Here is a 23,387-nt window from a genome sequence, read left to right as displayed (position 1 = left end):
AACATTTAACCGATTAAACATTTACTTATAAATTAGTATCTCCCCTCAATTGCCTGAATTTCTTTCTGGCTTCCACAAAATAAATACTATCCTGATGATTAAAAATAATCTTCTCATACAAAGGTTTCGCTTTATCAGGCAATAGCAGTTCTTTTTTATATATCTCTGCCGAAAAATACAGCGCTTCGTCTATGTAAATCCCATCGCTATACTGATCCATAATCGTTTGGTATTGGATTAAAGCCAAAGTAAAATCGCCCGTTTCTTCGTAAATATTTCCCAAACGCAACAACGTCACGGCTTCTATTTGCTGACCTTTATGATTTTTTAAAATCGATAGAAACTGCGTTATCGCTTCCTGATTCCTATTTTGATACAACAGATAATCTCCTTTGGCAAATTGTTTCAAAGCCGTTTGTGTCGAATCAACGACCGTATTGTCATTGATTAACAGAAAATATTCCAAAGCATCATTCGCAATCAACTGTGTATTGGCTGATTTCAATTCCTTAAATTGTTTCAACGCCCAAGCAAAATCAGCTTTAAAATAACTCGTTTTTGCGGCTTTCAAACTGGCTTCATGCGCCATTACATCATTCTTCAAGTCCAATTCAATCTGCGAATAATAGATCAACGCCTGATTGAATTTTTCTTCGTACAACAAAATATCTGCCAGTTCCATTTTGGCATCAGCCACCTGATAATCATTCAATTGCAATTCCAGCGCTCTCTTGATTATTGCCTTTCCTTCCTCCGGTTTTTTTAACTTAAATGCCGTGAAATGTGCCTGAATCAGCTGCAAAGATAAGGTAAAAGGACTTATTTCAAATTGTTTCATCAAACCGTCTAATTCTTTGCTGATCGCGGCAAAGTCTTTTTCGGTTGCTTTTTCAATTTTCATCGCAATCAAATACGAATTCGCTTGGATCAGCAATTCTAAATCTAGTGTGTTTTGCAATACAAACCCTAAAATTTCCTTTGCCGCTTCCTCATTCTCTTCTTCAATTGCCAGTTGCCCTAAATTTACAATCGTAGCAAGCGATTCCGGATTGCGTTTATAAATGGCTTTTTGCTGAATAAATGCTTTCCCAAATTCCTTTTCCTGCACATAAAACCAACTCAGATAATGGTTCCAAAAAATGTCTTGATTTTTCTGCGTCCTTACAATTAAAGCTTTACGCAACAATTCATTGAAATTTGCATCGCCTTCATCAGCCATAAAACGAACCAGTTGATTTTGGATTCGAATGGAGTTTTGAGGATTAGCAAACGCTTCATCCAGAAAAGTGGAAATCATCATTTCTATATTAGACAATTGACCGTAAAGCAATCCTATTTGATAATTGAAATTAAAATTAGGCTCTAATTCTACTGCGATTTGGTAGGATTTCAGCGCGTATTCAAGTAGCACTTTTCGCTCAAAAGTGTTTGAAATTCCGTACACTTGATTTGGATTTTTTCTGATGCGGTCTAATGCCTGATCGTAGTACATCTTGGCTTTATCATCATTTTTTTGCAACTGAAAATTATATCCTAATTCTACCAGAAGATTTCCTTGATTGTACTTGTCAAGTCGTTTTTGAATGGCTTTTTCGGCACTTTCAAACTCTTGCAATTGCTGTGAACAATCGATTATTCTTAAAAAATACTGAGAGTTTAATGGAATCTCTTGCAGTAATTCTTCATAACTGATTTTGGCTTTTTCAAAATCGCCTTTATCATAATAATACTGTGCCAATTGTTCGTTTTGGGCGAAAGCGAATAGCGATAAAAACAGGTGTATTAAGAGAACGATTTTTTTCATTTTTTATCTGTTTTTCTAATTCAGATTAGGTGTTGGAATACATATTCGTGTCTTTATTCATTTCCTTTTTTAATCCATTTTCCAACTTCCGGTGCGGTGTAATTTTCCATTTTGTTCAGCAATTCTTCCGCATTATCACTAACCAAAATCATCTTTTGATTGATTTCTTTTAAAAAACCGTTATCAACCATTTTTTGGATGAATTGCAATAATAAATCATAAAATCCATCAACGTTTAAAATCCCAATGGGTTTCTTATGAAGTCCGAGTTGCCCCCACGTGAGCATTTCGAAAAACTCCTCTAAAGTTCCAAATCCACCAGGCAATGCAATTACGCCATCGCTTAATTCATTCATTCTGGTTTTTCTTTCGTGCATACTTTCCACAATGATTAACTCGGTCAAATTATCGTGAGCCACTTCCTTAGACATCAAAAAACGGGGTAAAACACCAAATACTTTTCCGTTTTCACTCAAAACACCGTCAGCAACCGCACCCATTAAACCAACTTTTGCGCCACCGTAAACCAAATCAATGTTCTTCTTAGCCATTACCTGTCCCAGTACTATCGCTTGAACCTCATAATTTTTTTCATTCCCAAAACTGGAGCCACAGAACACCGTAATCTTTTTCATCAACAAAATATTTTTCAGTAGTGTTTTAACTAATTGATACTATCAAATCCGCAATAAGCACGCAAAACCTCAGGAATTACGATTCCTTCCGGAGTTTGGTAATTTTCTAAAAGTGCTGCCAAAACTCTTGGCAAAGCCAATGAACTTCCGTTTAAGGTGTGTGCTAATTGATTTTTTCCATCTTTATCTCTAAAACGTAATTTCAACCGATTTGCTTGAAAAGTCTCAAAATTAGAAACCGAACTGATTTCTAACCAACGGTCCTGTGCAGTAGAAAACACTTCGAAATCATAGGTTAACGCTGCTGTGAATCCCATATCGCCGCCACAAAGACGCAATATTCTGTAGGGTAATTTCAATTCCTGCAAAATACTTTTTACATGCTCCACCATTCCGTCCAAGGCTTCATACGATTTATCGGGATGCTCTACACGAACAATCTCGACTTTGTCAAATTGATGTAAACGGTTCAATCCACGTACGTGCGCACCATAAGAACCTGCTTCACGACGAAAACAAGGCGTGTAAGCCGTGGTCAAAACCGGTAATTCACTTTCGTTTAAAATTACATCCCGAAACAAATTCGTTACTGGAACCTCAGCAGTTGGAATCAAGTATAAATCATCCGTTTTATCATGGTACATTTGCCCTTCTTTGTCGGGCAATTGTCCCGTTCCATAAGCAGATGCTTCGTTTACCATGTGTGGCACCTGAACTTCGTTATATCCTGCAGCGGTATTTTTGTCCAGAAAATAATTGATCAAAGCACGTTGTAATTTTGCTCCTTTTCCTTTATAAACCGGAAATCCTGCGCCTGTGATTTTTACTCCCAATTCAAAATCGATAATGTCGTATTTTTTTACCAATTCCCAGTGTGGTTGCGCGCCTTCATGCAAAACTGGGATTTCCCCTTCTTCAAAAACGTTCAGGTTTTCCTCCGGTGTTTTTCCAATAGGAACAATATCAGCAGGAAGATTGGGTAAGGTATATAATTTTTCTAAAAGTTCAGCGGCAAGTGCATCAGCAGTTTCGGCTAATTTCTTGCTTTTCTCTTTATTTAAAACAGTTTTTTCTTTTAAGATTGCGGCTTTAGATTTCTCTCCCGCTTTCATCAATTCGCCAATATCCTTGGATAATTTATTAGATTCGGATAAAATGCTGTCTAGCTCCACTTGCGTAGCGCGACGTTTTTCATCCAGTTGTACCACTTCTTCAACAACACTTGTAGCATCGATATTTCTCTTTGCCAAAGCGGTGATTACTTTTTCCTGATTCTCTCTAATAAATGCGATTTGTAACATAGCTTGATTTTTTTAACGCTAACTTATATATTAATGGAAGCAAATTTAGGGAAATGTTTGGTAGTATGAGATAAAAATTTTATCAAAAATCGAATTAAAAAGGGGAATTGCACCGCCATTTTTTGCGCGCCTATAGATTTAAATAAAATAAATAATCGAGAAAGTTTTTTGTGTAGTTTTAATGACCCGATTATAAATTTTTGCAGCAATTTGAACAATACATTATTTAAGTACAACATTTATAGCACGTTGAACGTATTGTAAAAAAACATAATTTTGAGTAGCTATTTTTACTTATTAGAAAATAATAAAGTAGTAGGGAGTCGATTGTACAAATCAAATTTGAAATCGTTATGAGTAATACTATTAACCGTAGAAATTTATTTAATTTAATACTAAATAAATTAAAAATTAATCAGGATACCAAAGATCCATTATTTGAAAAATATTCCCGAAAAATATTTACAGGCAGAAGATATCAAAGCGTTAAAAGCGCTACAAAATCGGCTTTTACCGATAGAGTAGTTCCTGTTAACAGTGGATTAAATCCCTACAGCGGTAGTTGGGGCAAGCAAGAAGTACTGCATTTGCTAAAACGTACTGGTTATGGTTTTAGAAAAGCCGATGTTGATGTGTTACTCGCTTTAAATATGACAAATGCAGTCAATGCCGTGTTGAACATCAGCACTACTGCGCCTGCGCCTCCCGTAAATTCATACAATAATTATTCTCCAGATGAGAGCAACTTGCCCTACGGAGCTGACTGGACAAATGACCCATTGCCTGCGGGAACCAATACCACTAACTCGAGAAGAATAGATTCATTATCACAGTGGAATTTTGGTTTAGCTTGTAATCAAAATTTGACTATTAAGGAAAAAATGACTTGGTTTTGGTATCATTTTATTCCAGTAGATTTTGACACCGTACGCAGTACACCATTTTCGTATGCGGGCAGTAATTCATGTCGCATATTGTACTCCTACATGAAAATGTTTCGAGATAATCCGCTTGGAAATTACAAAACACTGATCAGAAAAATGGCTACACAGCCCGCTATGATGTACTATTTAAATAATCAAGCCAACACAAAAACATCTCCAGACGAGAATTTTGCGCGAGAGCTTATGGAGCTTTTTACGTTAGGAAAAGACCCATTAAGCCAGTATACTGAAGCTGATGTGTTACAAGCAGCAAAAGTTTTAACAGGATGGAGAGTTGTAAATTTAAATACAGCTACACCCAGCACTAATTTTGATACCAATTTTCACGATACAAGCAATAAGCAGTTCTCCTCGTTTTTTAACAACACCGTCATTAGCAATGCTGGTGCTTCAGAGTTAGATGCTTTGATTGATATGATTTTCACAAAATCACAAGTAGTTTCAGAATATATTTGCCGCCGATTATATCGCTATTTTATATATTACGATATCGATGCCACAATAGAGTCAAACATTATTAGACCATTAGCACAAACATTTGTAGCTAACAATTGGGAAATTGCACCGGTATTAAACCAACTTTTCAAAAGCCAACATTTTTATGATATGGCCAATAGAGGCGTTTACATTAAATCGCCTTTTGATCTGGTCATTGGTAGTTTGCGGACTTTTAACTTGAATTATACGGTTACAGACGCAACTAATTTTGAAGCGCAATACAGAGTTTGGAGTTACTTCAACAATACTGTTTTGAGCGGTTTAGAACAAACTATGGGGGAAATTCCAAATGTTTCCGGTTGGGTTGCTTTTTATCAAAATCCGTCTTTTCATGAATATTGGATCAATTCCAGTACCACTCAAAAAAGATTCGATTTCTTAAATAAAATTTTCAACGGTTACAATCTTACTTACAACTTGCTCACAACTCGGATAGAAGTAGATATAATAGGTTTTATTCAACAATTTAGTCCTGCTATTTGTGCTAATCCAGATTTATTAGTTGCTGAATCTATACAGTACTTACTGCCCATTGATATTAGTAGTACACAAAAAGAGCAAATAAAAATTCAATCGCTACTTTCCAATCAAACAAGCAATGATTACTGGACCTCAGCTTGGACACTTTACCTAAATGACACGTCAAATACAACCAATAGAAACATTGTGAAATCTCGACTTAAATCCTTGCTTGTGACTCTTACTCAACTTGCTGAATACCAATTAATGTAATCTTTTGAAGTTATGAAAAGAAGAAGTTTTATAAAAACAAGTGCATTAGCCTCCATCCCTTTAGCTTTGAATGGAATTCCTGTAATGGCGTCAGCTTCAATTGAAAGTAATGCATTAGATGTTTTGGCAAACGCAGCGGTAAATTGCGGAAAAATTTTGGTTATCATTCAAATGAATGGCGGTAACGATGGGTTAAATACCGTTTTCCCTTTAGATAAATGGACAAATTTAAATAACGCACGTTCGAATATATTGATGACCCAAAATTTTGTTCTGCCACTGGCCAATAATACCACTACTGGCATACACCCTGCAATGTCTGAAATGAAAACTTTGCATGATAATGGCAAATTAATGATTATTCAAGGGGTTTCCTATCCCAATCCAAGTTTCAGTCATTTTAGAGCAACTGATATTTGGTTTACAGCTTCTAATAGCAATCAAACTCTTGATGATGGCTGGCTAGGACGATCGCTAGATACCATATATCCTAATTTCCCTATTGGTTATCCTAATAGCGCCATGCCTGATCCATTGGCTATTCAAATAGGTTCTACTTTGCCTTTTTCTTTACAAGGACCTACTATTAATATGGGTTATAATGCTCCTGATCCAAATGCACTTTTGAACGTTATTAATCAAATTACGGATCCCGCACCTAATTCTGATTACGGAACGGAGTTGACTTTTTTACGTTTAATGAAAGACCAAAGCAATGTGTATCGCACTGCAATACAAACTGCTTTTAACACTGCTCAGTCACAAACCGCAACATATCCCAGTGCTAATAAACTAGGTGATCAATTAAAAATTGTTGCTAAATTAATCAACGGCGGATTACAAACTCCTATTTACATTGTCAATCACCCTAATACATCTGATTTACACAGTGGTCAAGTGGATGCTGCTGATAAGACCAAAGGTGCTCATGCTACAAATCTCAGTATTTTATCGCAGGCAATACATGCATTTCAACAAGATTTAGAGCTTATGGGGAAATCAAATTTAGTAACAGGAATGACTTTTAGCGAATTTGGTCGAAGAATTAAAAGCAACGGTAGCCTTGGTACCGATCATGGATCTGGAGCGCCTGTAATTTTCTTTGGAGCCGCCTTGAATACTGGATCTAGTGCTATAACCGCTCAAAATCCAGTTTCAGGAATGATGGGAACCTCACCAAACATACCTTTAAACCCAACCGTTTCAGACCAGATTGCGATGCAATTTGACTTTAGACAAATTTATTCTTCGATTATGCAAGATTGGTTGTCTATGAGTGAAGCACAAACTGCGGAAGTTTTGGGTGGCACTTTTACAAAATTAGCCCTGTTCAAAACTGCAACTTTAGACACCGTTTCTTATGAAAATGAGCACTTTTTTGTTGTTTATCCAAATCCAATTACAAACAATACTATCAATATTAATTTTAAAGACAGTTTAAGTGATTACATAAATGTGCAGTTGTTTACGATTCAAGGAACAAAAGTCTTCCAAAAATCGTTCAAAGTATATGGAAATACCTTAACATTTTCGCCAGATAATACCTTGGCATCTGGAATCTACATCTTAGAAATAGAATACAACAACTATAAATTTCACACCAAAGCGATTGTGTCTTGATAGATTAAGAATGGAATGCTTTAAGTTACTTCATAGAAAAACACAAATGTAAAACACAGAGATTCGCTACGTTATACTTTAACTCTCTCCACGTTTATTTGTACTTTTTCTATGTAAAATAACTACTCCCTTTTAATCTCATGTCCCACAAATTCTTCTAAGGTTGCAAACATATCATCTACAGAAAGAACTTCAAAATCTGGGTGTGTTTTTAAGAAAGTAGCATTCAACGTAATCAAGTTTTCTTCAATTTCGAAAAAAGTGTCGTTGTTAAGCAAATCTCGAGTAGGATTTACGCCTTCGAGTTTTCCTTTCAGGAATTTATTCAGCTTGACACTGCTCATTAATTTCACTTTTTTGGATTGTTGTTGAAACAATTCCAAGTGCTTTTCAGTACCAATCAAAGCCAAACCTTCTTCGATCAATTCGTTTAGTTCTTTATCCCAACCCGAATTGTGAACAAATTGAGCAAAATTTCCTTCGGTATATTGTGAGGTATAATAATCTAAATAATAACTCATTATGGCATCTTCGTGAATCAAATCATCGTTCACGCCTTCCTCACGCATTAAGTTGATTACCGATATATTAGAGTGAATTACATCTTGGAGATTTCCACTGTTCATTGCTGTTTCTGAAATAATTATTCTACCGAATTCCATAGGTTTTGTATTTGAATATGTGCTGCAAATTTCGGGCAAAATAGTGAAGAATCGAAATGTTTTTTTTTAGCCACAGATTAGCACCGATTGATTAGCGCAACCATTTAAATGACATCAGATTCGTCACTACGCTTTTTCTGATTCATTTTGGTAACCAACGCTTTCAAACGCATCGCTTTTTCTTTTTTTTCTTCTTGAAGTTTGGTCTTTTTCCGATTGAGCAATTTGGTATGCAACGCCTTATTTTTGGTGTTTTTTTCGGGTCCTTTTGCCATAATGTAGAAACTTTGTTAATTACCGTTACAAAGATATAAAAGAGACCACTCTTTCTGGATTTGTTATCTATAAAACAGAAAATATCTTTTAAAAAAATAAACTATCTTAACTTTATGAAAATGAAAGAGTCTATACAAATGAGATTAGCGGAATTTTTAACATTATGCAAAAGTCATAATGTTAAAAATATTTATGCTTTTGGCTCTGCTGTGACTGAAAATACCAAATCCCCTAGCCCCGATAGCAGTGGAAATCCCACGCTTTTGGGCGTGGATTGCAACGAATAGCGGGAAATAGCTCCAAAAAATACAAACAATTTCTCCGTAGTACAGACAAGTCGCGAGCTGTTCTTATCCTAAAAAATATTTTGTTTTTTGCTGCTAAAAACAAAATATTTTCAGAAATATTGGGACATGAAGGAAGCGAACTGACGCTAAGCAGCGACTTAAAATTATTTTTTGGCTACAAATCTGGTGTCGGTTTCCATTATGGTTCCACATTTTTCACAAGTTCGCATCTTTGTAGAAGTATAGAACTGTTCAAAATGAGGCAGGAAATCTTTCTCGATATTATGAAGTTCAAAGTAGACTTCGTGCAGCTTATGATTACAAGTATCACAAAACCAAAGTAATCCGTCCGTGAATCCTTTTCCAGCTCTTTTTCTTTCGATGACAAGTCCTATAGAACCCTCGGAACGCACTGGAGAATGGGGGATTTTAGCAGGATGAAGATACATATCACCCGCATGTAATTCCATTTCTTTGCGTTCCCCATCTTCTTGAATAATCACTTTGATGTAGCCTTCAAGCTGGTAAAACAATTCTTCAGTTTCGTTGTAATGGTAGTCTTTTCTGGCGTTTGGGCCGGCAACAACCATGACGATATAATCACCGGATTCCGTGTATAAATTTTTATTACCAACGGGTGGTTTCAGCAGATGACGGTTTTCGTCAATCCATTTATTGAGGTTGAAAGGTTTTGCAATTGCCATTTTTTCTGAAGGTCAAAGTTTTTAAGGTACTAAGGTACTAAGATTTTAAATGATAGAACCTACTAATTCTCTCCAAAAGTACAAGTACTTTAGTTCCGTTTTTCCTTAATCAAATAAATATACACGGGAAAATGGTCGCTAAATCCTATTTCGGTGGGGGAATGCCGCAACGGATAGCCTTTGTATTGTCCGCTGGTTTGTATCAAAAAAGATTTGTTGTAAATTCCGGCTTTCCAATACCGAAAGCTAGAATAGTCTGATTGCAGTAAGGTTTCGGAAACCATTATTTGGTCAAAAACATCCCATGCATCACGAAATGCGATAGTTCCAAATCCTTTCTTGGCCATTTCCTCGAAGGGATTATAAATCCCAAACGGTAGCACGTCTGCTTTTTTTGCTTTGGCGCCAAGCCCAAATTTGACACTTTTATTATATGGTCCGTCATTCAAATCACCTAAAGTAATCACTTTTGCTTCTGGATTTATGCGTTGCAAAGAATCGATTATTTTTCGGTTTAATGCTCCAGCGGCTTCCCGGAACGGACTTGATTTTTTCTCGCCGCCAGAACGCGACGGCCAGTGATTGACTATAATATTGATTTCCTCTCCGTCCAGAAATCCGGTTACCAATAGCTGATCTCGTGTGTAAACCCGATAATTTTTGGTGCTTATTTGCAATTCGTCATCTGTTTTTTCTTCGGAATTGGCTTTAGAATTTTCGTTTGTGGTGGTTCCTTCTTTATAAATGTACAACGGAATGTTACTATAACTCGTGGGCTGAAATTTCTTTTTTTGATACAACAGCGCCACGTCAATTCCTCTTTTGTCCGGTGAATCAAAATGGATGATTCCGTAGTCTTTATCAATAAGTTTGGGCTGTTTTACTAAATCTTCTAAAACGCCTCTGTTTTCTATTTCACAACCGCCAATAAATGTGGGCGAATCCGTGTTTTCAGCTGAACCAATTTCAGCTAACACTCGGGCTAAGTTTCCCAATTTTTTTTGGTACTTCCCATAATTCCAGCGTTGCAACCCTTTTGGAGTCCACTCTTCGTCAAAAGTATCCGGATCGTTTATGGTGTCAAAAAGATTTTCAAAATTATAAAACGCAACGGTATGAATAACATATTTTTTTGGTTGCGCAGTATTTTTTGCAATTGGAAAGAATAAAAAAAGAATAGGAATCCAGTACGTAATTCTCATAAATATCATTTATTTACCGCTGTTGCTGAGATCCCTTTTAGAATCTGGTTATTGTAAAAATAGTCATTTGAGTGTGAACTTAGAATTATTTTCTAAATGTCTATCTTTGTTTTTGTCATTTAACGCCTTTATCATTAGAATTTCTCAGAAAAGCAATACCGCATGAATCAAAATCAATTTACTTTTACATCCCGTTATTCTATTTTATATCAATTGCTATTGCTTATTTTTGTGTTACAATCTTTCAACAGTCAAGCCCAATACAATATGATTACACCCCCTAGTTTACAAAAAGGAGATACCGTAGCTATTTTGGCAACAGCCCGAAAAAACACAGATGATAACTTGAAACCCGCTATTGATTTGCTGCGCAGCTGGGGCCTGGAAGTGGTCATAGGCAGCACAATAGGTTTAGACAACAACCAATTAGCTGGGACTGACGAACAGCGAGCAACTGATTTTCAGCAGCAACTGGACAATCCAAACATCAAAGCCATTTGGTGCGTAAAAGGCGGATACGGAACCGTGCGTATGATTGATTTGTTAGATTTTACTGCGTTCAGAAAAAATCCGAAATGGATTATTGGCTTTAGTGATGTGACTGTTTTACACAATCATTTGAACACTATGGGTTTCAAATCCATTCACGGAATCATGCCGATAACCGCTCCAAGAGCCACTCCTGAAGCTATAAAAACTATGCGGACTGCTTTATTTGGTGAAAAACTATCCTACAATATAACGCCTTTTGTAATGAATAGACCCGGGAAAGCTACCGGAGAATTAGTGGGTGGAAATTTATCCATTCTATACAGTTTGTTGGGTTCACCCTCCGCGATTGATTGTTCCGATAAAATCTTGTTTCTAGAAGATTTAGACGAATATTTGTATCACATTGACCGTATGATGATGAATTTAAAACGAAATGGTTGCCTGGAAAGCGTCAAGGGAATTGTGGTAGGTTCGATGACAAAGATGAAGGATAATGATATTCCGTGGGGGAAAAATGCCATCGAAATTATCGAGGATGTAACCAAAAAATACTCTATTCCTATTTTGTATAATTTCCCGGCGGGACACATACAAGATAACAGAGCCTTAATTTTAGGCAATACTGTAACGATCAATGTCAGCGAAAAAAGCAGCACACTAGTTTTTGAATAAAGAAATCCTCCCTCCGGCTCCCTCCGAATGAGGGAGAGGCTAAACAGAAATAGACTCAGGATAATTGTTTGTAATATTACATATCATTTTGGGTTTTTGGTTATAAATTACCATTCTGAATTGTAGGAATTAATTTCACAGGTTTATTAACTGAAAACTTTTTTATGGCTGCACATAATGAACTTGGAAAACTAGGAGAAGAAATGGCAGTCGAATTTCTACGGAAAGACGGCTACACGATTTTGCAAACCAATTGGACCTTCCAAAAAGCCGAAATAGATATTCTCGCCCAAAAAGGAAACACACTTGCTGTTGTTGAAGTCAAAACGCGTTCCTCATTAGAATTTGGCTTACCACAAGATTTTGTAAAACCAAAAAAAATCCAGCTCCTTGTAAAGGCCGTTCATGCCTTTGTCAACAAAAGAAATTTAGATATAGATGTCCGTTTTGACATTATTGCAATACATAAAGAAGGCAAATCTTATGTCATTGAGCATCTTATCGATGCGTTTTATCATTTTTAATTCGTTTTTTTAATGTTATATTTGTAACAAATTGTTTTTTTATTTACATTTGCGTTATATGTACACACTGACTACGCGTATATTTACAACCACTAAAAAAATTAAATTATGAAAACTGTTTCTTCCATTGTAGAGAACTACATCAAAACAAAGCCATTTTTGTTGAATGCGTTATCATTAGGGATCATTAATCTGACCTCATTATCCCGGAATATAATGACTGAATTAGAAAGTGAATTTGGAAAGGAAGTAAAACAAGGCGCAGTGGTTATGGCTTTAAAAAGACTCACTGAAGAACTGGATTTCAGACTGAATCACAAGATCAATAAAGTAATTAAAAATATTGGGGAAATTACCGTTCGTTCTGCTTTGACGGATTATACATTTGCTGCTTCTGACACTGTTTTAAATAAACAAGCAGATTTAATTACCGATATTAATACGCTGCCGGATATTTTTTACACTTCGTCCAGAGGTGTGAATGAAACAAATATTGTGGTCAGCAACAGCATCAACAATTTGGTTGACAAGCATTTTGCTTCTGAGAAATTAATTCAAAAACTGGATAATCTGGCTTCGATTACCGTGAAATTACCGAAAGAAAACATCGTTGTTCCTGGGATTTACTATTTTATTTTCCAGCGTTTGGCTTGGGAAGGAATCATCATAAACGAAGTAATTTCGACTTCTAATGAATTCACAATTTTAGTAAGTGAAGAACAAGTAGATGTGGCTTTCAAAGTAATTAAGGATTTGAAGAATTAGAAAATTCGGTTAATCAACAAAGCTTCCAGCCTTCAAAAGACTGGAAGCTTTGTTATTTATTCCCCACCCAATAGCTCCATCAATTCCAAAGCTCTCCTGGTGTTCTTTACATTGTCAAAAGTCAACAGTAATCGCAAACCAGCCGGCGTTTGTTTTTCTTTCATTTTACAAATAGAACTGTTTTTTTGCACAAACAGTAGGACTTGATTAAAACGTTTCGATTGGTAATAATCGGATTGTTGATCCGAAATGAAATACCCAATCATCTTGCCTTGTTTCATTACTAATTTTTCGATTCCAATGCGGGTTGCAATCCATTTGATACGTATACTATTCATTAACGCTTTGGCACGTGGCGGCATTGGGCCAAAACGATCAATCAATTTATTCTGAAAAATAATGAGTTCTTCTTCGTTTTTTACAGCGCCTAATTCACTGTACAAACTCAATCGTTCCGATACATTATTGATGTATTCATCCGAAAATAATAACTCAAAATCAGTGTCGATTTGAAGGTCCTTGACATATTCTTTGGTTTCCAAATTATTTTCCTCCGGATACAAATCCTTGAATTCATTTTCTTTCAATTCATCAAGGGCTTCATTCATAATTTTTTGGTACGTATCAAAACCAATTTCGTTGATAAAACCGCTTTGTTCACCGCCCAATAAATCTCCGGCACCACGAATCTCAAGATCTTTCATCGCAATATTAAATCCACTTCCCAATTCACTAAATTGTTCCAAAGCCTGAATTCGTTTTCTAGCATCGTCTGTCATTGCGGAATACGGCGGGCAAATAAAATAACAAAACGCTTTCTTGTTGCTACGTCCTACACGACCGCGCATTTGATGTAAATCAGACAATCCAAAATTATTCGCATTATTGATGAAAATCGTGTTCGCATTAGGAACATCCAAACCGCTTTCGATGATGGTCGTGGCCACCAAAACATCAAATTCTCCGTTCATAAAAGCCAACATTAATTCCTCCAGTTTTCGTCCTTCCATTTGGCCGTGACCAATTCCAACTTTGGCATTGGGTACCAAACGCTGGATCATTCCGGCCACTTCTTTGATGTTTTCTATTCTGTTATTGATGAAAAACACCTGTCCGTTACGCTGAATTTCATACGAAATCGCATCCCGAATCAACTCTTCGCTAAAACCGACTACATTGGTTTCAATAGGATAACGATTGGGCGGTGGAGTTGTAATTACGGATAAATCACGCGCTGCCATCAACGAAAATTGTAATGTTCGTGGTATTGGAGTTGCGGTCAATGTCAGTGTATCAACATTGGCAGCTATGGTTTTCAGTTTGTCTTTTACATTAACTCCGAATTTTTGTTCCTCATCCACAATCAACAATCCAAGGTCTTTAAAAACTACATTTTTGTTGACCAGTTGGTGTGTTCCTATCACAATATCGAGTTTCCCTTCGGCTAGTAATTTTAAGGTTTCTGCTTTTTGTTTGGCAGTTCTAAAACGGTTTAAATAGCCAACGGAAACTGGCATATCTTTCAATCGTTCCGTAAAAGTACGGTAATGCTGGTATGCCAAAATAGTTGTAGGCACTAATATCGCCACTTGTTTGCTATTATCCACAGCTTTGAAAGCCGCTCGAATAGCGACTTCTGTTTTACCAAAACCTACATCACCACAAACCAAGCGATCCATTGGACGGTCACTTTCCATATCCGCTTTTACTTCTGCCGTTGATTTAGTTTGGTCCGGCGTATCTTCATAAATAAACGAACTTTCCAGTTCATTTTGTAAATAACTGTCGGGCGCAAACTGAAATCCTTTTTCGAGTCTTCTTTTTGCATACAACTGAATCAAATTGAAAGCAATATGTTTAACACGCGCCTTGGTTTTTTGTTTTAAAATCTTCCAGGCATTCGAACCCAATTTGTAAATTTTGGGTGGCGTTCCGTCTTTTCCGTTGTATTTTGAAATTTTGTGCAGCGAATGAATACTCACATACACAATATCATTATCGGCATACACAAGCTTGATGGCTTCTTGCGTTTTGCCTTCGACTTGTATTTTTTGCAAACCTCCAAAACGTCCAATTCCGTGATCGATATGCGTCACATAATCCCCAACAGAAAGTGTCGTAAGCTCTTTTAAAGTGATATTCTGTTTTTTCGAGTACCCATTTTTGATGTTGAATTTATGATAGCGTTCAAAAATCTGATGGTCCGTGTAACAGGTAATTTGGTTTTCCTCATCAATAAATCCTTGGTACAAAGGCAAAACAACCGTGTGATACTGCTTGCGGATATTCTCAGAATTGGCTTCATCCAAAGTTTTGAAAATATCATGAAATCGTTTGGCTTGGGCGTCATTGGAACAAAACAAATGATTTTTATAGCCATTAAAATGATTTTCATTCAGATTATTCAACAACAAATCAAATTGTTTGTTGAACGACGGCTGTGGTTGAATGTGAAATTCGAATTTTTTGGTGGTTCTAAAAATAGGTTTTGAACTCAATTCTACAATCGAGAAATCCAAGGCTCGTTTTATAAATTCGGCTTGATTCAAGAACAATTGCTCCGGAGATGACCGCTTTATTTCTTGCGATAATTTTGCGAAAGCTTCTTCGGCTTTGCCAAATTGTTTGTCTAATTGTGATAAAAAATCTTCAGTATTCTGGATGAAAATCACCGTTTTCTCTGAAATATAATCCAAGAAACTTTCTCTGTTTTCCTGAAAAACTTTGTTTTCCACATTAGGGATTATCGTAATTTTCTTCTGTTGTACCATTGACAATTGGGTCGCAACATCAAAGGTACGAATGCTCTCCACTTCATCTCCAAAAAACTCAATTCGGTACGGATTATCATTCGAAAACGAAAAGACGTCGACAATGCCGCCACGAACCGAAAATTCTCCGGGTTCCGTAATAAAATCGACTCTTTTGAACTCGTATTCGAACAATACTTCATTGATAAAATCGATAGAAATTTTGTCACCAACAGCAACCTTCAACGTGTTTTTATCTAATTCTTTCCGGGTGACCACTTTCTCGAATAAGGCTTCGGGATAGGTGACAATAACGGCTGGTTTCTTGCGGGAATTGATCCGGTTGAGGACTTCGGCGCGAAGCAAAACATTCGCATTATCCGTATCTTCAATCTCGTATGGACGACGGAATGAACCGGGATAAAAGAGTACATCTTGTTCGCCAATCATTTGTTCCAGATCGTTCAAGTAATACGCTGCTTCTTCTTTATTGTTTAGAACAATTAGAAGAGGAAGTTCGGCTTTCTTAAAAACGGATCGAATTACAAATGAAAGTGCAGAGCCCAAAAGTCCCGACAGCTGTATTTTGATTTGCTTGTTTTCTAATAAACGAGCAACGATTTGCTGGGTTTTTGGCGAATTATCGTAGGTATTGTATAAGGCTGTTTTACTCAACGCGTGGAATATTTGGGTCGATTATCGGTGTATTGGGAATGGCTCTTGTAGTATCCATCATTTTCATTAACTCAGATTCCCCTTCCTCGATGGGAATCTTACTTTTCTCGGTGATTTTGTCCATCTGTCTTTGAAGCGAAACCAATTCTAAATTGATTTCTGACACTAGCTGCGTTACTTTTTTATCTGGAATAGCATCTAAATTAATAAATAAATCCAACAATCGTACCTTAGTAATTAAGGTCGAAATTCTGCTTTTTATTTGAGGTTTACTGTATTCATAAGGGATATTTTCGTTTAAATCCATTACTTTTTTAGAAAGTGCTTTTGATTTTTGTTGGAACGCTTTAATTGATTTTCTGGGTTTCAGCGCTAATTCAGCCAAAAAAATACGCCAGGCATTCCAAGTAGCCAAACTTTTTTCAGAAGCCTCCGTAACTGGAGTATCATAAAAAACCCAACCCTTCTCTATGTTTTTAAAAATAATTTCTCTTCGCTGCATCTCTTTTTTATTTTCGGAAAGGCGTTTTTGATTATTATCCTGACAGGAAAACAAGAGCAAAGCAAGAGCAAAGAAGATTGCTGTTTTATATTTCATGTGTGGCTATTTGTTGTTTTGTACTGGCTGAATGCAATCGCTATACGCTCTTACTTTTGCAAACGAAAACCCATTATGCTCGTTTAAAAATCGCCATTAATTTAGGTGCAAAGTTACAAAGTAAATTTACAATTACGAATTACGGCATCGGAATAACTATCTAATATCCCTAAAGCAGTTTTTGTATTTAAAACCTATAAAATTAAGAAACATAGCTTGTTTTTAATTACAACTTTAAGAATTTAACAGTATTTTTTATCAAAATTATGTTATTTACGAAAACGTTATCTTTGTTTTTTAAAACAGACAAAAATGAGTACTAAAATATTAATTATTGGCGCTTGCGGGCAGATAGGAACGGAACTTACCCAAAAATTACGAAAAATATACGGAACAGAAAATGTAATTGCTTCGGATATTCGAAAGTTAAATATTGACGTTGTCAATTCCGGTCCATTTGAAGTGGTAAATGCCTTGGATTTCAATCAAATTGAACATCTGGTGGAATTGCATCAGATTGACGAGGTCTATTTGATGGCAGCACTTTTATCAGCTACAGCAGAAAAAAACCCAGCTTTTGCTTGGGATTTGAATATGAATTCGTTATTTCACGTTTTGAATTTGGCGAAAGCCGGAAAAATAAAAAAAATATTCTGGCCTTCGAGTATTGCCGTTTTTGGTCCAACAACACCCAGAGAAAATACGCCGCAATACACAATCATGGAACCTTCAACGGTGTACGGAATCAGTAAACAAGCAGGCGAAAGATGGTGCGAATACTACCATAATATTTTTGGTGTAGATGTAAGAAGCATTCGTTATCCTGGTTTAATTAGCTGGTCATCGCCTCCTGGTGGCGGAACAACGGATTATGCGGTAGATATTTTTCACAAGGCGATTTCGGATAAAACATACGAATGTTTTTTATCTTCCGAAACAAAAATGCCGATGATGTACATGGACGATGCCATTGCTGCGACCATCCAAATTATGCAAGCTCCGGTAGAACAAATAAAAATTCATTCTTCATATAATTTGGCGGCAATGAGCTTTACACCAACGCAGATTGCTGCCGAAATCCAGAAACACATTCCTGAATTTACCATCACTTATGAGCCAGACTTCCGTCAAAAAATAGCCGACAGCTGGCCGGCGAGTATTGATGACGCTGAGGCTAGAAAGGACTGGGGATGGAAACATGAGTTTAATTTAGAAACGATGACTGCCGATATGTTGGAGCATTTGAAGTAAATCATTTAACAATATAAAAAATGCCGAAAAATGGATGTTTTGCGGCATTTTTTATATTCATTTTTTATTTTTTGCAAGTAGCACTTGCAGCTTCTTGTGCTCGCTTTCCGATTGAATGTCGCTAATTGTAAAAGATTAGCTTAATTGAATTAGAATTAGTTAATGTTGTTGTATTCCTATTCAATAACGTACATTGGTTGCACTTGAATGTAATCACAATCATTCTCTTTTTTATTAACAAAGAACAATACATAATTACTCAAAAATGACCCAAGATACCGTTTATCTAAAGTTTTATCCTTTATATTAAAAAAAATTGATTGACGAATATACTTCTCGAAATCTAAAACAATTGGATGATTGACAGGCTTTTCATTATCTATTCTTTGAAAATATAACACTCCCAAACCTTCGTTTCCCCCATCTTTAATTAAAAAAGTAGTTTTATCGTATTTTTAAGAGTATAAATACACATTGTCTACGTTGAAACACAAGGTTCGAAACCCTGATAGGATTGTAATTATTATTTAACCTCAAATTCTAATTTTTCTCTTATTCTTTGTTCCTGTTATCTGTATAAACGTACCTTATCGAAGCATATCAATCATAAATCACAGTAGTTGTATTTACATGAAGATATTCACTATTATTTTTAATCAAAAATACTTCATAATTATTAAGATATTGACTGAGTCCAAAATAATCTAATTTAACAAATTTATTTTCATCAAAAAAATTTGAGTGTCTTACAAATTCTTTAAGATGCAGTATTTTTTTTGGCTTTAGACCAAATATGGTTTTCATTTTCTCGAAGAAAATGATTTCACTCCCTTTACTATCTTCAATTAAATAACTCCCAGGAGTAATCTTTGATTCATAAACATAATCATTATCCAACTTAAAAAAAAGTGTATCTTTTATTTTATTGGTAATGGCATTTTCTCCTTTACCAATTGGATAGTAAGAATGATACTCTAAATATCTAGGCTGAATAAATTCATTGCCATTGACAAAGTATATTATGTATTTATCGGTCAATGAATCTTTTAGTTTCCATTTGTCTATTATTCGGTTATATTTTCCATCAAAATAGAATTTTCTGTTTTCAATGTAGTTTTTTATATATAGGATTTTTTTTGGCTTTAGTCCTTTTGTTAAAAAACCATTACCAACAAAGAATATATAGCCATTTGTTTTTGTATGATTCATTTGCTGTTTTTCAATTATCATCCTTTCAAGATAAGTTTGTTTCGAAAGATTTGGAATTATTGTAGGAGATATTGTGTAATATTTATCTATATTAAAAAAAAGCGTATCTTTTTTTCTTTCTTGTGCCTTTAGGACAGCAATAGAAAAGAAAGTTAGCATAAATAAAATATATGTTTTCATAAATCAAATAGTTTTTATAATATACTAATTAGGGCAAAGAACTATTTTGCTTAAACGAGGGACTCTGTCAGCGAGTGCCTCTATTGCAACTCTTTTCTCTGCGGGTAAATCTGTCCAAGCTTTAACAGAATTTTCTCTTAGACCGCCCCAAGCCATAGCCTCATAAAAAGCATCTGTTGGCGTTTCTCCATAATAATTAGTATATTTATTATAATCATCGGTAAGTACATTTTGATGAAACTCTTTTAAAGCTTCTTTCATGCTGTTAAGGTATAGTTCTGCTATAGTCCCGTGTTGATTCCCGTATGCTTCATACGTTTTTTTAAAATCCAAAGTTCCGCTTGCATCGTATATCGTATTTAGCTTTCTAAAAATATCTGCATGTATGTATTCATGTAAAATGGTTCTTGCACCCTCTAGAGCCGCATTATCATTTGTTTTAGAAGTACTAATTTCAATTACTATTACGTTATTGTTTGGAGGTAAAGTTTTCCCGTTAACTTCTAAACCAGTTTCTGTAGAAAACACATTATCTTTAGAAACAATTTTAATATCAAATTCTGATTCTCCTTGAAAATTAGATACTAAATTTTTCACAAAAGAATCTCCGTTTTTGTTTAAAAGATCATTTATACATTTGGCTTTTCCGTTTAACTCATCAGAATTAATTTTAAACTCTAATTCTTCATTGTCGCTTGGGTTTGGATCACCACCACTGCCCAAAGAGTTCCAACTAATAGTTATGGGTACTTCTTTGCCCATCTCGTTTAATGAAACAAAAGCACTAGGGTCTTTATAGCTATTGATTACTATTACTTCGTGTAAGTCGCCACCATCAATAGTCCTACTCGTATTTTGGGTTCCTTTTTGTCCTGATTGATTTTTTTTATTTGGTACCAAATCAACTACATACTTATTGTTTTTTAAACGATATGCTCTAATAAAGTCCCCATTTAATCGCGTCATAAGTACAATACCACTAAAAGTATCGTTGGTAAATGAACTTTCTGCAAACTCATGATAAATCATCGATTCAATTTGCGATCCTACCCGTAAAAAAAGAGCGCGGCGACGTTGATTTTGTATTTTTGTTTTTATAGGAATGACTGTCAATAACTCAGTGGTATTGGTTAGTTTTTCTTGGGTAATTTTATCAAAGTCAAAATCATTTTGTAAACCACTACTTTTAGCTGTTGTTCTTTGTTCATCATAGCGATTTTTAACGAAAGAAACTGCCTCGTTTTTGGATACGGTTTCAATAGTCAATTGTTGTTCAATTACAAGATCTTCCATACTACAAGACTGCATAAAACACAGCGAAAAACTCATAAAAAGCACAAGGCCTTTTTGCTTTATTTCGTTTGTTTGTTTGTTTGTTTGTTTTCATAAAATAATTGGTTCGTTTATATTTCATAAAAATAGGGTATAATTTACAAGCTACAATACCCACTTTTAGGGATATTTTAAAAAATAAAAATAGCCGACAGCTGGCCAGCAAGTATTGATGATGCTGAGGCCAGAAAAGACTGGGGATGGAAACATGAGTTTAATCTTGAAAGCATGACTAAAGATATGCTGGAGCATTTGAAATAATTTATTTAGGTTTATAGCATACAGTAGTACTGTTACTGCTTAATCATTAAGTATTCGCCGGTATTTATACTGGCAGGAGTAGGCGCAGGATCTCCCTCTTTGCGGATTATAAATCCATCCCAAAATATTTTTACTAGTAATGCAGCAACACCATTTACCTCTGTTTTACGTATGTCTATACCAGCAATATTTGGCGATTTATTATCTACAAAACTAAGACGTAAACGTTTTTCTGTTGGTGAACAATTAGGACAGCCCAGCTGAGTGCCAATGATAATTCTATTTCCTGTTATGATATGATTGATCTCTTCATCAGTATAATTGACATTTATATTGGCTAATGTATTGCCTTTTTCTACTCCATCCTTGATGAATTGAAATTCTCCAACAATAAGGTCAGTATAATAATATCCATATGATTTTATTTTTTTCTTTAATACAAATTTCAAAGAGGTACTCCCACTAGTATATAAATATGTACCGTCATAACCATCAAGTACGCCATTGATGTCTTTATAATAGGCTCCTTGAGGCTTCCCTCTTGTAGGTTCTGAAATATCGTACACTGGCGATTGGGCTGTACAAGCAGTTAAGAAAAGGAAAAATGCGAAATAGTGAATGTATGTTTTCATGATTGTTTATTTATTAGTTACAAGGAGTTTGGGTTATTGTTGAATTGTTTAAGGTAAGTTTATCAAAATTATCGGTTGTAACATCAGCTTTAAAAAGTACTATACCAAAATCTTTAAATTGCTCTAGGAAACTTTTCTCTAAGTTTCCATTACTTTTGGCATAGATTTTTGCTTGATCTTCGTGAATTTTTTTAATACGTTCATCTTCACTTTGAAATTTGGTATAATTGGGGTCGTTCCAAACAGAATTAATCTGAGTTCGCAGTGATTCAATATTTTCTATTTTTAGCATGTAGGTATTTGTATTTCCTAAAGCGTCTTTGCAAACTAAACCATTAAAAGCTTCTTGTTTTCTGCTAGAGCTGGCCTCATCGTACACGCTTAACAAAAAGCGAATATCTTGAAAAGAAAACATAGCATAACCATCAGAGGGATGAGAATGCAATCCTCCAATGTAACCAAATCCTACTGACATCGGTATTGAAAACTGTTCGTTAGACAAAACTTGGGTAAACTCATATTTAAAAGTTTCGTCAGGATTCATTACTTTTTTTACTTCTATTCCTGCTTCTTTATCATTTACGGTTGCGTCAACTTTGTCTTTGAGCCAGTTAATTCCTGCTTTTAAACTGTTAGACGAATTAAGATTATAATTCATTAAATTTGCTAAATCAAGACAAGGATTTGGCAGTTCTTGCTCATTCTTATTCCAAGGCGCATCACCTGTTGTACCGCCACTGCCCAAAGAGTTCCAACTAATAGTTATGGGTACTTCTTTGCCCATCTCGTTTAATGAAACAAAAGCACTAGGGTCTTTATAGCTATTGATTACTATTACTTCGTGTAAGTCGCCACCATCAATAGTCCTACTCGTATTTTGGGTTCCTTTTTGTCCAGATTGATTTTTTTTATTTGGTACCAAATCAACTACATACTTATTGTTTTTTAAACGATATGCTCTAATAAAGTCGCCATTTAATCGCGTCATAAGTACAATACCACTAAAAGTATCGTTGGTAAATGAACTTTCTGCAAACTCATGATAAATCATCGATTCAATTTGCGATCCTACCCGTAAAAAAAGAGCACGACGGCGCTGCTGTTGTGCTTTTGTTTTTATAGGAATGACTGTCAATAACTCAGTGGTATTGGTTAGTTTTTCTTGGGTAATTTTATCAAAGTCAAAATCATTTTGTAAACCACTACTTTTAGCTGTTGTTCTTTGTTCATCATAGCGATTTTTAACGAAAGAAACTGCCTCGTTTTTGGATACGGTTTCAATAGTCAATTGTTGTTCAATTACAAGATCTTCCATACTACAAGACTGCATAAAACACAGCGAAAAACTCATAAAAAGCACAAGGACTTTATGCTTTATTTC

19 protein-coding genes and 1 pseudogene are annotated in these 23,387 nt (G+C 35.4%); 7 read left to right on the top strand and 13 right to left on the bottom strand.

Annotated features, from left to right (window positions below):
• Positions 1-25 precede the first annotated feature (25 nt).
• The 3 genes from EKL97_RS01560 to serS are packed head-to-tail and all read right to left on the bottom strand — an operon-like array spanning position 26 to position 3,740.
• Entirely contained in the window at positions 26-1,804 is a 1,779-nt protein-coding gene (locus EKL97_RS01560; RefSeq protein WP_126567879.1) for a tetratricopeptide repeat protein, read from the bottom strand.
• A gap of 53 nt (positions 1,805-1,857) precedes the next feature.
• The gene (locus EKL97_RS01555; protein ID WP_126451916.1) at positions 1,858-2,439 is read right to left on the bottom strand and encodes a TIGR00730 family Rossman fold protein; all 582 of its coding nucleotides are present in this window, start codon (positions 2,437-2,439) and stop codon (positions 1,858-1,860) included.
• Between the two features lie 29 nt (positions 2,440-2,468).
• Positions 2,469-3,740 carry a serine--tRNA ligase gene (serS, locus tag EKL97_RS01550; protein WP_126451915.1) on the bottom strand — a complete coding sequence of 424 codons (1,272 nt, stop codon included), beginning with the start codon at positions 3,738-3,740 and terminating at the stop codon, positions 2,469-2,471.
• A 353-nt stretch (positions 3,741-4,093) separates the two neighbouring features.
• Here serS and EKL97_RS01545 point away from each other — a divergent pair, with 353 nt between their 5' ends.
• Both EKL97_RS01545 and EKL97_RS01540 read left to right on the top strand, forming a co-directional pair.
• Positions 4,094-5,914 (top strand): DUF1800 family protein, encoded by a 1,821-nt coding sequence (locus EKL97_RS01545; protein WP_126567878.1) that lies wholly within the window; start codon positions 4,094-4,096, stop codon positions 5,912-5,914.
• A 12-nt stretch (positions 5,915-5,926) separates the two neighbouring features.
• Entirely contained in the window at positions 5,927-7,534 is a 1,608-nt protein-coding gene (locus EKL97_RS01540; RefSeq protein ID WP_126567876.1) for a DUF1501 domain-containing protein, read from the top strand.
• Positions 7,535-7,656: 122 nt separating this feature from the next.
• Here EKL97_RS01540 and EKL97_RS01535 read toward each other — a convergent pair whose 3' ends face one another.
• From EKL97_RS01535 to EKL97_RS01525, 4 genes are all read right to left on the bottom strand, one after another.
• Positions 7,657-8,196, bottom strand: coding sequence for a DUF4375 domain-containing protein (locus tag EKL97_RS01535; RefSeq protein WP_126552947.1), 540 nt, complete (start codon positions 8,194-8,196; stop codon positions 7,657-7,659).
• A 104-nt stretch (positions 8,197-8,300) separates the two neighbouring features.
• Entirely contained in the window at positions 8,301-8,471 is a 171-nt protein-coding gene (locus tag EKL97_RS15645; protein WP_197037238.1) for a hypothetical protein, read from the bottom strand.
• A 452-nt stretch (positions 8,472-8,923) separates the two neighbouring features.
• Positions 8,924-9,463, bottom strand: coding sequence for a 3-hydroxyanthranilate 3,4-dioxygenase (locus EKL97_RS01530; RefSeq protein ID WP_126567875.1), 540 nt, complete (start codon positions 9,461-9,463; stop codon positions 8,924-8,926).
• Positions 9,464-9,552: 89 nt separating this feature from the next.
• The gene (locus tag EKL97_RS01525) at positions 9,553-10,665 is read right to left on the bottom strand and encodes an endonuclease/exonuclease/phosphatase family protein (RefSeq protein WP_126567873.1); all 1,113 of its coding nucleotides are present in this window, start codon (positions 10,663-10,665) and stop codon (positions 9,553-9,555) included.
• Between the two features lie 162 nt (positions 10,666-10,827).
• On the opposite strand from EKL97_RS01525, the gene EKL97_RS01520 reads away from it, so the two are divergent.
• From EKL97_RS01520 to EKL97_RS01510, 3 genes are all read left to right on the top strand, one after another.
• A complete protein-coding gene (locus tag EKL97_RS01520; protein WP_126567872.1) occupies positions 10,828-11,829 on the top strand; it encodes an LD-carboxypeptidase in 1,002 nt (333 codons plus the stop codon).
• A 164-nt stretch (positions 11,830-11,993) separates the two neighbouring features.
• The gene (locus EKL97_RS01515) at positions 11,994-12,353 is read left to right on the top strand and encodes a YraN family protein (protein WP_126451910.1); all 360 of its coding nucleotides are present in this window, start codon (positions 11,994-11,996) and stop codon (positions 12,351-12,353) included.
• Positions 12,354-12,461: 108 nt separating this feature from the next.
• Entirely contained in the window at positions 12,462-13,118 is a 657-nt protein-coding gene (locus EKL97_RS01510; protein WP_126451909.1) for an aspartate kinase, read from the top strand.
• A 56-nt stretch (positions 13,119-13,174) separates the two neighbouring features.
• Here EKL97_RS01510 and mfd read toward each other — a convergent pair whose 3' ends face one another.
• Both mfd and EKL97_RS01500 read right to left on the bottom strand, forming a co-directional pair.
• Positions 13,175-16,543, bottom strand: a complete 3,369-nt coding sequence (gene mfd, locus EKL97_RS01505; protein ID WP_126567870.1) for a transcription-repair coupling factor — start codon at positions 16,541-16,543, stop codon at positions 13,175-13,177.
• A complete protein-coding gene (locus EKL97_RS01500; protein ID WP_126515243.1) occupies positions 16,536-17,141 on the bottom strand; it encodes a hypothetical protein in 606 nt (201 codons plus the stop codon). The genes mfd and EKL97_RS01500 overlap by 8 nt, the downstream gene beginning before the upstream one ends.
• A gap of 312 nt (positions 17,142-17,453) precedes the next feature.
• On the opposite strand from EKL97_RS01500, the gene EKL97_RS01495 reads away from it, so the two are divergent.
• Complete coding sequence (locus EKL97_RS01495) at positions 17,454-18,392, top strand: L-threonine 3-dehydrogenase (RefSeq protein ID WP_126457859.1); 939 nt, start codon at positions 17,454-17,456, stop codon at positions 18,390-18,392.
• Positions 18,393-18,992: 600 nt separating this feature from the next.
• Here EKL97_RS01495 and EKL97_RS01490 read toward each other — a convergent pair.
• Positions 18,993-19,781 (bottom strand): hypothetical protein, encoded by a 789-nt coding sequence (locus tag EKL97_RS01490; RefSeq protein ID WP_126552939.1) that lies wholly within the window; start codon positions 19,779-19,781, stop codon positions 18,993-18,995.
• Positions 19,782-19,805: 24 nt separating this feature from the next.
• Positions 19,806-21,074, bottom strand: a complete 1,269-nt coding sequence (locus tag EKL97_RS01485) for a hypothetical protein (RefSeq protein WP_126567868.1) — start codon at positions 21,072-21,074, stop codon at positions 19,806-19,808.
• 180 nt (positions 21,075-21,254) lie between these two features.
• On the opposite strand from EKL97_RS01485, the pseudogene EKL97_RS15735 reads away from it, so the two are divergent.
• Positions 21,255-21,374, top strand: a pseudogene (locus EKL97_RS15735) (NAD-dependent epimerase); the annotation flags it as partial.
• 32 nt (positions 21,375-21,406) lie between these two features.
• On the opposite strand, the gene EKL97_RS01480 reads toward EKL97_RS15735, so the two are convergent.
• Positions 21,407-22,006, bottom strand: a complete 600-nt coding sequence (locus EKL97_RS01480) for a DUF6705 family protein (RefSeq protein WP_126567867.1) — start codon at positions 22,004-22,006, stop codon at positions 21,407-21,409.
• A 13-nt stretch (positions 22,007-22,019) separates the two neighbouring features.
• Positions 22,020-23,321 carry a hypothetical protein gene (locus EKL97_RS01475; RefSeq protein ID WP_126567865.1) on the bottom strand — a complete coding sequence of 434 codons (1,302 nt, stop codon included), beginning with the start codon at positions 23,319-23,321 and terminating at the stop codon, positions 22,020-22,022.
• Positions 23,322-23,387 lie beyond the last annotated feature (66 nt).

This window comes from Flavobacterium sp. LS1P28 (genome assembly GCF_003970335.1).
Taxonomy (GTDB): Bacteria; Bacteroidota; Bacteroidia; order Flavobacteriales; family Flavobacteriaceae; genus Flavobacterium.
The sequence above is the reverse complement of the archived record's forward strand: the minus strand, read 5'-3'. Positions and strand labels throughout refer to the sequence as shown.